This window comes from bacterium (assembly GCA_013360195.1).
Taxonomy (GTDB): domain Bacteria; phylum Electryoneota; class RPQS01; order RPQS01; family RPQS01; genus JABWCQ01.
Window position 1 is genome coordinate 1 of record JABWCQ010000033.1, and the last position, 8,747, is coordinate 8,747.

General features: G+C 50.4%; 7 protein-coding genes. All 7 read right to left on the reverse strand.

Going from position 1 to position 8,747, the window contains the following annotated elements; all coding sequences use genetic code 11:
- Positions 1 to 240: 240 nt before the first annotated feature.
- The gene (locus tag HUU59_13350; GenBank protein NUO20426.1) at positions 241 to 1,545 is read right to left on the reverse strand and encodes a hypothetical protein; all 1,305 of its coding nucleotides are present in this window, start codon (positions 1,543 to 1,545) and stop codon (positions 241 to 243) included.
- Between the two features lies 1 nt (position 1,546).
- Entirely contained in the window at positions 1,547 to 2,587 is a 1,041-nt protein-coding gene (locus HUU59_13355; protein NUO20427.1) for a hypothetical protein, read from the reverse strand.
- 149 nt (positions 2,588 to 2,736) lie between these two features.
- The gene (locus HUU59_13360; protein NUO20428.1) at positions 2,737 to 4,035 is read right to left on the reverse strand and encodes a VCBS repeat-containing protein; all 1,299 of its coding nucleotides are present in this window, start codon (positions 4,033 to 4,035) and stop codon (positions 2,737 to 2,739) included.
- Between the two features lie 323 nt (positions 4,036 to 4,358).
- A complete protein-coding gene (locus HUU59_13365; protein NUO20429.1) occupies positions 4,359 to 4,574 on the reverse strand; it encodes a KTSC domain-containing protein in 216 nt (71 codons plus the stop codon).
- 2 nt (positions 4,575 to 4,576) lie between these two features.
- The gene (locus tag HUU59_13370; GenBank protein NUO20430.1) at positions 4,577 to 6,352 is read right to left on the reverse strand and encodes an ATP-binding protein; all 1,776 of its coding nucleotides are present in this window, start codon (positions 6,350 to 6,352) and stop codon (positions 4,577 to 4,579) included.
- Positions 6,349 to 7,542, reverse strand: a complete 1,194-nt coding sequence (locus tag HUU59_13375; protein NUO20431.1) for an SIR2 family protein — start codon at positions 7,540 to 7,542, stop codon at positions 6,349 to 6,351. The genes HUU59_13370 and HUU59_13375 overlap by 4 nt, the downstream gene beginning before the upstream one ends.
- Positions 7,543 to 7,775: 233 nt before the next feature.
- Positions 7,776 to 8,648 carry a DUF2779 domain-containing protein gene (locus HUU59_13380; protein ID NUO20432.1) on the reverse strand — a complete coding sequence of 291 codons (873 nt, stop codon included), beginning with the start codon at positions 8,646 to 8,648 and terminating at the stop codon, positions 7,776 to 7,778.
- Positions 8,649 to 8,747: the final 99 nt, after the last annotated feature.

Genomic DNA, 8,747 nt, shown 5'->3' on the forward strand with positions numbered 1-8,747 from the left:
GCGGAGAGAGGGGGATTCGAACCCCCGATACGGTTTCCCGTATGCACGCCTTCCAACGGCCTCAAAACTCTAAGTTTTCAATACCCTTTGGAGTGACTTTGAGACGACATTGGGCTAATTGTCGGAGCGAGAGCGTGCGGAAAGTAATCAGGACTTGAACTTGTTCACATGTGTGGCTTCGACTTGAGCGACGATGCAGATCTCAACGACAGAAATTGTGCGGTTCTCGCTGGTTGTGCGCTAATTCCCTCCTGTGTTTTTTTCGCTAGCGCGTCCTTTCCTGGTGTTCGCAGCGCTTGACACTTTGTCAGGTGATCCAACGCGATCGAGCTGGCTTGCGTCAAAGGTTGGGTCGGGCAATCGATATCTGTTTGCGGCGGTGGTCAATTGCTGCGTGACATGGTAGAATCGCTGAGACGGCGCCACTGGATTCTCATTGTCGGTAAAGCTATTCGTAGTCGTCGAGTCTATTACCGCAAATGGTCCATTTGTTTGAGTTGCGCGCCAGATGTAAGTCATGGCTCCGGCATTTTCACCTTGCCAGTTCAGCACGGGGGGACTTTGAGGCAGGATAGTAAGCAGTGGCCCAACAACGAAGCTGTCGATCACAGTGCCGGACCATTGCCCCCGATTATCCCGAAAGCGAACGCCTAAGACATGCCTGCCTATTGGGATGCCAGCGATAGATTCAGAGACTTCTTCAACGTCTTCGTCCCATGCACCGTCTTCCGGCAGGAAAGGAATACCGTTACCGGGACCCGGATCTACGTTGACATAGTATTCAGCGTCGGCCAGGAGTTGATCGCTTGTGCCGGAGAAATCGGGCAGGGTATAAAAGACCCTTGAAGCTGCCATGCTCCAAAGATTACGCGAGTCTCTGGTCCGCAACGAGATACTGTTCAGTCCGTACGGTAGACTGCTAATGTCAATCAATTCCGAGATTGCAATGTTCGGCGCAGCAGCTACAGCCAGGCTGATACCATTTCCGGCACCCGGATCCTGATTGAAGAAATACTCGGCGGCCACGATATCCGGCTGTGACGGATTCAGTGAAAGCTTGTAGAATTGTCTTGAATCGGCAAGGCTCCACAGCCCTCGATCATCCAGGACACGAAGATACAGCGTGTTCAGTCCGTTGGCGAGTGCATCTACATCCAGCGAAGCTGTCACTGAAATCTCAGCACCCGGCGTAATGGCCAGGCTCACGCCATTTCCGGCACCCGGATCCTGATTGAAGAAATACTCGGCGGCCAATACTTCATGGTCGTCATGCTCTGTGCCTATGAGGTAGAACAACCTAACATCCGCAAGGCTCCAGAGACCTCTATTGTCTCTCACTCGGAGTCCCACAATGTGCAGGCCGGGAGCAAGTGATCCCACATCCACTGACGCGGAAAGAGCCACGACAGTATCGGGGGTTGTTGGAATGTTAACGCCCTGCCCGACGCCCGGATCCTGGTCAACATAGTACTCGGCTGAGTCAATGACCGTCGCGTGCACCGAGACAATTGCGGCGAATACAATGATGACTACTTTGTGCAGCATCTTAGTAGCCTCGGCCGACCCTGCCGACAGCGTTTATTTGCAAGTCGTTGCCGGTCGTTATCATCGGCGGAACGGTCAGGCTTTCGACATAGGGGTAGTTGGGAATACCGCCGTCGGTGAAATGCGATAGCCCGCCATACAGTCCGATATCCATCCGTGTGCCGTCGAGGATGTCGATCCCGTCCGGATGACCGGCATCAATAAGATCACTGCCTAGAGCGGGGTGCAAGTCACTCGTACCGTGCTGGTAATTGCTGGCTCGGTTGTAATTGACGAATGGATTGGACGTCAGAGTTAGGTGATTCGTTGCGCCCGAGGGGACTGCGCCTTCGCTGGCGCAATAATCCAGCGTGCTGCCCACCGGTAAGTTCCAGATAAAGGCGCCGGTGGACGCGGTGTCGTAAACAGCGGAGTTGTAGAATTGCGCCGCCACACCCCCCTGCCCCTGATAAAACATGCTCCGATAACCCAGAAAAACGCAATTATTCACAGTCAGCCCGGCGAAAGAGCCGAAAAACGGCGACTGGTAGGAAGGGTCAGCCACTCCATTCCAATCTACAATAAGACAGTTCGTGAGAACGGCGGACTCGCCGTCCAGCCAAAGAGCGAATGAGTTGTAGTTGTTGCTGTAGCCGCCTGCGCTGAAAATACAGCCATCGAAATAGAGTCTTCCCCCTGTTGTTCCCGTATGTCTCTTGAACGCATTGCCATATAGGTTGCCGGTACCTGTTTCAGAGAAGTAACAGCGGCGGAAAATCAGAGAGTCAACTGTCCCCTGTAGCATGCAAACACCGGACTGGGAGTTTGATCCAGAATTAACTGATTTCTGGCATCTTAGTCCCTCTGAGACCGTTCGCGCCGAGCCTGTTTGAAACGTGTAGTAGCCGGTGATACTCGTCAGGTTGTACCCTGCGCCAATGATAGTCAGTCTCTTGGACAGGTCAACTTGGTCAGGATATGTTCCTGCTGCAATTAGAATCGTGTCACCATTGACGGCCGCCGAATGTGCCAAAGGGATTGTAGCATATTGACTCGGGACCATTCGGATCGCTCCCAGTGCATTGGACATACATAAGGCAAAAAGCAGACACGACAAAAGCGCGCGCACGTTCATAGGTCCATCCTTGTAGGGTTTTATGTGAATAATGGGCTACACGAAACAATGCAGGCGGAAGATCAATTGTGTCGGCACTAAGGCAGGGCGACCACAACGTAGTAGTTGCGGTCAACCGCCGGCACTATCCCGAAGTGTGTGAACATGGTATCAGTGGTTGTGGTAACAAGGGTTGTGGAATCCGGTGTGAAGCTGTAGTTCGGAGATGCGTGAACTTGATAAGTAGAAGCATTCGCGGCAGGCGACCAATACAGAACGACATCGTCAGGGGTGGCGCCAGTGAGAATAGCCAGATCGTCTATGGCCCCGAGGAGCGGCGGGCGAAGATTCTCCCACCATGTGATATCATTCATTGCGCTCGCGATATCTATATCGCCATCTCCATCGAAATCTCCAGCCGCGACGACTTCTTCACCTGGCGCAATGACAAATGAACTGAAACCTTCTGATCCGTCGTTCGCGAGCCATTCGATATTTGAGCCGTTTGCTACGACGTCTAGCCCGTTCAGCCCATCAATATCCGCAACATCAAAATCATAGCCCGCGCTCGAAGAGGAGATTGGATGTTCGGCGAACGTGCCCGTTCCGTCGTTTTCCCACCACTTCATAGGAGTAGAGATTTCATTTTGTCCAATCAGGTCCGGATCACCGTCTGAATCCAAGTCGGAAGTGAGAAGTTTGTCGTAGTTACCACTTGCTATGAAATTCTCTGAAAAAGAGTCTGCACCGAGGTTCTCATACCAGATTGTGACACTCCCACCATTTGCCGCAACATCGAGATCATCGTCACCATCGAAATCTGCAATTGCAACTGTCGCATCGGTTCGGTTCGTCGGCATCAAGTGTTCGGTGAAACTCCCGCCGCCCAGGTTCTCCCACCACGTGACCCGCTCGTTTCCAGCGCCGCCGACGATATCGAGATCGAGATCCCCGTCCAGGTCGCCAAGAGCCACCTCGAGTGCTTCGTCGAAAGTACCATTTACAAGGCGATAGGTGAAAGTGTTCGTCCCGTTGTTCTCAAACCATACGACGTCATCCAGAGTCCTCGAGGTGGCAACCACATCAGTATCTCCGTCATGGTCAACGTCACCCGCCTTTGCGTCCGTAGCAGCGTTCAGAGTCCCATAGATGAGCCGGGTCGTGAATACACCAGAGCCGTTGTTCTCGAACCATGCCACATCGTTCGAAAACACGCCGGTGGCCAAGAGGTCAAGATCATTATCCTGGTCCAGGTCAACTGCGGACAGCGACGATACATATAGCAGGTCGAAATTGGAAACTATCAAGTGATCCGTAAAGGTCACTTGCGCTCGTGCGGACGAAGAAAATCCTTGAAACACACAAAACAATAACAAAAACAATTCCTTAACTTTCATCTGATATGCTCCTAATCAAGTTACAAGAAATCTCCGTGCTGATTTTTAAGATAGAATTGAATGTTTCAAAATACAAGGGTTTTCATTGTACCCCAGAAAAATGTGTACCTCATTTTCTGTAAGGTCAGTTGCATTGGTCTGCCCCCATTTTCTGTGCCAGTGTTAGGATTACACTTGCTTCCTGTACCGGGGCTTGGAGCCCGGCGAGCTATGCGGCCTGACCGTGTTGCATTGAACGCGCCACTGTACGTACACCTTGGTTCTAAAACGTGGTCGTACTAGTCCTTTGGTGCCAATTGCGCTGGCGAAGAGCAGCGTCCCAATCATCCGACTCGAGCCTCCCTGAATTGACCTTTGATCATTGAGTTGAACGCCTTGCCGAGTGAACCAGCTGCACGGAGATCGTTGTACGTTGCCTCGGGGACATCGTAGTACTGCCAAATCTGTCCACTTGATCGAAATTCAACTTCGAGCGTGCCGGATGAAGGCTCGTAGCCGATTGTCGAAATCATTGATGAATCTACATATTCCTTATTCATGTTCACCTCCTCAGCTTTCGTTCTCGTTGCGAAGTCACTACCGTCTTGTAGTCTTCTGCGTCACGAGCAAATGTTTTGAGCCAGCTTTCCACGAGCTTGGGGTCTTCGCTCGTCGGTCTCGGCACCTGCAGTGGGATTCTCACACGCGACGGGATTGTGACCGCCTCGCCAATCACAAGTGCCTCGCCAGTTCGGAGAGCAGGGAGCAAGTCGATTAAGCTGATTAGATTGTCTGGCGCAGACGATTTCACAATGCCCTGATCGCTGGCGTTTGTCAAGCGGAGGGCAATGAAGGTGCCAACCTGTGCCAAGATCGTATCAGCGATTTCTGATGGACGTTGCGAAATCATAAGAGAACCGATGCCGAACTTGCGACCCTCCTTGAAGACCCTTTCCACTGCTTCGCGCGCATAGTTGTTTCCTTCGGACTTGTTCAGATAATAGTGAGCTTCCTCAAATGCTATTAATAAGGGGCGCTGCCTGCCGGTGTATGTCTCATTACGCCCCCAGAACATACTGTCGAAGACAAAACGAGTAATGAGGCCGACTGTGATGTCCAGCACTCCGAATGGAACTCCAGCCAAATCGAGAATCGTGAGTCGCTCATCGGTCCCGATCCAGTCGTCGAGCAAATCGTTCAAGTCTCTTCCGGTAGTCGGATCTGCGTACTCACCGGGATGAAAAAGAAAGTCATATGCTGAATCTCTGAGTCGGCTTATGAGCCGCTTTTCATACCCATAGAATTCCTGATAGTGCTTAGATTTATAAGGAGCGGCGGCCCCAACGGCATACGGCGCGAAGCTGGGAGGAGTAAGGGTTCTAAAGTTACCATTATCTTGAACGCAAGCGTTCTCCTGCGACTGCTTCTCCTGAGTCGCTTCATTAAATGTGGCGTTCAGCCACCAATAGATGTGATACCACAACTCTCTCACGCTAAACGGGATAGGTGAGTCGGCCGAGACCCGGTTGGGATCCACGGGTCCCGCCTTGAGTGTCCCAGCGTTTGCCCGTTTTCTTTCGACAATCAGTTCCCTAAGCTTTCTGTACTCAGGACGCTGATCATCCTTCGCGTCCGCGCCAACCAAGAAGTACGCAAGTTCGTCAAACGTCATGAGCCAGAATGGGATATAGAGTGGACGTGCTGCGTCATTAATCTTGAACACCCTAGAGCTGGGAAATGCAGAAGCATACTCGCCGTGTGGGTCGACCAATATGATTCTCGATCCAGGGTAGTCACGTAGAATAGCCTTCATAACGCAAACAGTTGCATTGGATTTGCCGCTTCCCGTTGATCCAAGAATTGCGCAATGTCTTAGCACCAACTTGTGGACATCAGCACTCACCTGAAGGTTGTCAGATGAGGAGTGAGTCCCGAGTTCTATGGAACCTGTACTCCTCTTCGCGTAGATGTCCAACAAATCGGCTTCTGTAACTAGATGAACCTCATCGTTTATCGTCGGATATGTTCCGACGCCCTTTTGAAAGTCCTCATCGCCGACCTTTTCACCAACCAGTTGAACGGACAAGAACCGTGAGCCAGGGCTAAATGCTAGTTTCTCGTCAGGATTTGTCATTGGCACGTTGCTGACGGCAACGACAATGCCATAAAGGCAGATGTTACCCACCGGAAACTTGACAAACGTGCCAATCTGCCCGATTTTGTAGAGCCGCCCGTTGATGATAGGTGCAGCGGAAGGAATCTCATTAGAGATCTCAACTTCGACGGTGCTCGAGTCGACTCGTATTACCGTGCCCAAGTAGGTGATGTTACTGGTCATTTAGCCGCCAATTCTTCACGATCCTTCTTCCCGGAGCTGGCGACAAGGAAGCTAACCAACTTATTGAAGTCGCCAAGCGTCAATTGCGACTTTTCTTCACTCCAGAACATGCTTGTCACTTCGTTCGGTTTTACACCATCTTTGTTGAACTGCCATTCTCCGAGCTCGCCATCAATGATCGCCTTCGTTGGCCCGTATGCATGAAGATTGAGATACATACCGCAAGAACGGTGGAGCCGTTCGACATCAGCATCGGTAAACAAAAAAGCAATCACAAATAGCCTGTTGTTCTGACGCATGCAGTTGAAGAAGATCTCATTCACGTGTTGGTCTGAAAATGAATACCCGCTGACGGCGAAGAGAAGCTCTCCGCTAAGGAGAAATGCTCTCATTCGGTCGAAGTAGGCAATGAAGGGCTGCTTGCGTGACGAGTCGTACTTATCTTTCGAGGGGTATATGACCAACTCGTTCTTAATATCGGAAGATTGGTCAACATTGCCTATTCTGATGATGCGATACGACTGCGTCGTTTCGGATCGGCGCCAGAACCAGCTCAATGAACCGTGAATCTTCCAAACGCGAATCCAGTTCTTTGTGAGATCGCCCGGTCGCGGAGAATGGTCAACGCTCTCCTGCCAGAAGAAGGGCTCATAAGCACCTACGAATCCGTCGAAGTAAGGTATTTCGCTGGCCTCAAGCGCCTTCTCGATTAAGAGATCGTAGTTTGTAGTGAAGACTTCCTTGGGGTAATCACGCGAGAGCAGGTTGTACCAGGCAAAGAATCTCTTTGTCGTATCCAAGGTGGCTATGCTCTCTTTCGCCGTTATGATCGAGTAGATTGCTTTGCAGACCTCGGCATCGATAGTCACAGCGCATTTGCCACTGATACCAGTGTACATCTTGGTGTCGCTCTCATTGGTGAGTTCCCGTATTCGTCGCAATTGATTCAAGATATCCTCAATGTTGACCGCACGCCCTTGACTCTGTGCCGCAAGATCGTCCTTTACGAGGCAAAATGCCTTCAGCAGATCACCCTTGAGGGCAGCCTCAACGTCACAGGTTAGCGCAGAGATATCAGGAATACCGAGCGCACAAGAGGTGCCAGCGCCAAAGAAAAACCCAATGTTCTTGGTATAGGACAAGTGGTTCTTAAGTTCGCGAACTTCTCTTAGCACATCAAACTTGGGCATTTCGTCCCCTTTCCATTGATCTGTCGCCATTCTTATGTACCATGTGGACGTCACACTGACCTGCTTGCGGCGTATCGGAGCGTAGCAGAAGCAAAGTCATTTTCGTTACCGGGGCAGGCGAATGTAGTTTAGCGAACCCTGCAGTTCAACCGTGTTGTAATGCAACGCCAATTCAACTTACACTTCAATAATTCTGGTCCTTTTGTACCACATGCGCTGACGGAGCGCCATTTTTAACTCATGACCAATTCTCTCCAGCCTTCGTAAAGCATTACCATAGCCAATGTGTCCAATTCACAATACTTCAGGAGTGCCTTTCTGATTTCGTCCCTTTCATATTCAGACATCTCTTCAAACTGCATACGAGCGTACGCCGTCATAGCCGCTCCACCTTCGTTCAGCTCATCTTGCTCACTTAGGATTAGCAGTTCTTTATCTGGGACATCTTGGAACATTCTTGGCAGAAGCTTGTACGGGTCAACCACTTTCCCGTTTGCATCAAATTGAACCCATTGCCAATCAACAAAATTTCGACTTACAATTCCGCCGGCAGCTCCATATATTGGTCTGGAGTACTTTGTCTTGAGATAATCTGACCTATTCAGGATTGCCGGAAGCACGTGCTTAAGCGAGTTCGAGCCATTAGTCATGGGATCATAGTAGAAGCGCTTCACGAATTCACACAAATCAACCATGTCGCGCTTGCCAACCCACGCCTCCGAAGAGCTTGATACGGAGTGAGTAATTGATCTGACAAATTCACATAGAACATCGCGATCCTCAATATCAGCTTCGTCAGACTTAAGCTGCTGGTATATCATGTTCAAATAGGTGTTTTCATGATTCGAGTATCGAAACACACTCCCATTGTCTGTAACCAACTCTGCTTTTAGACGCCTTACAAAGTCATAATTCGGGAATGCACCTTGAACCGTGTTCAGATAATCGCCACGATGTTCCACAGTGCCATCTTCGCTGACAACGTGATGCGAATACTGAAAAGCTATTCCTTCATACGGATGCCGACCCTTGTTGAAAGGGATTGCTACCATAGTTGTTTCGAAGTCGATAAAGTGAAGAGGAAATGTCCACCTCTCGATTTCCATCTGTTGGTCGTCAGAAGAAATGGGACACTTTTAGAGTTAAGTTAATGGAGGGATTTGGTTCGTAAGTTACGTTTCCTTCGTGGGTTTTGGTTGGGATTA

Excerpts from the sequence above, each read along its gene's own strand:
- HUU59_13350 (NUO20426.1), bottom strand. The coding sequence starts at position 1,545 with ATGCTGCACAAAGTAGTCATCATTGTATTCGCCGCAATTGTCTCGGTG.
- HUU59_13355 (NUO20427.1), bottom strand. The coding sequence starts at position 2,587 with ATGGTCCCGAGTCAATATGCTACAATCCCTTTGGCACATTCGGCGGCC.
- HUU59_13360 (NUO20428.1), bottom strand. The coding sequence starts at position 4,035 with ATGAAAGTTAAGGAATTGTTTTTGTTATTGTTTTGTGTGTTTCAAGGA.
- HUU59_13365 (NUO20429.1), bottom strand. The coding sequence starts at position 4,574 with ATGAATAAGGAATATGTAGATTCATCAATGATTTCGACAATCGGCTAC.
- HUU59_13370 (NUO20430.1), bottom strand. The coding sequence starts at position 6,352 with ATGACCAGTAACATCACCTACTTGGGCACGGTAATACGAGTCGACTCG.
- HUU59_13375 (NUO20431.1), bottom strand. The coding sequence starts at position 7,542 with ATGCCCAAGTTTGATGTGCTAAGAGAAGTTCGCGAACTTAAGAACCAC.
- HUU59_13380 (NUO20432.1), bottom strand. The coding sequence starts at position 8,648 with ATGGAAATCGAGAGGTGGACATTTCCTCTTCACTTTATCGACTTCGAA.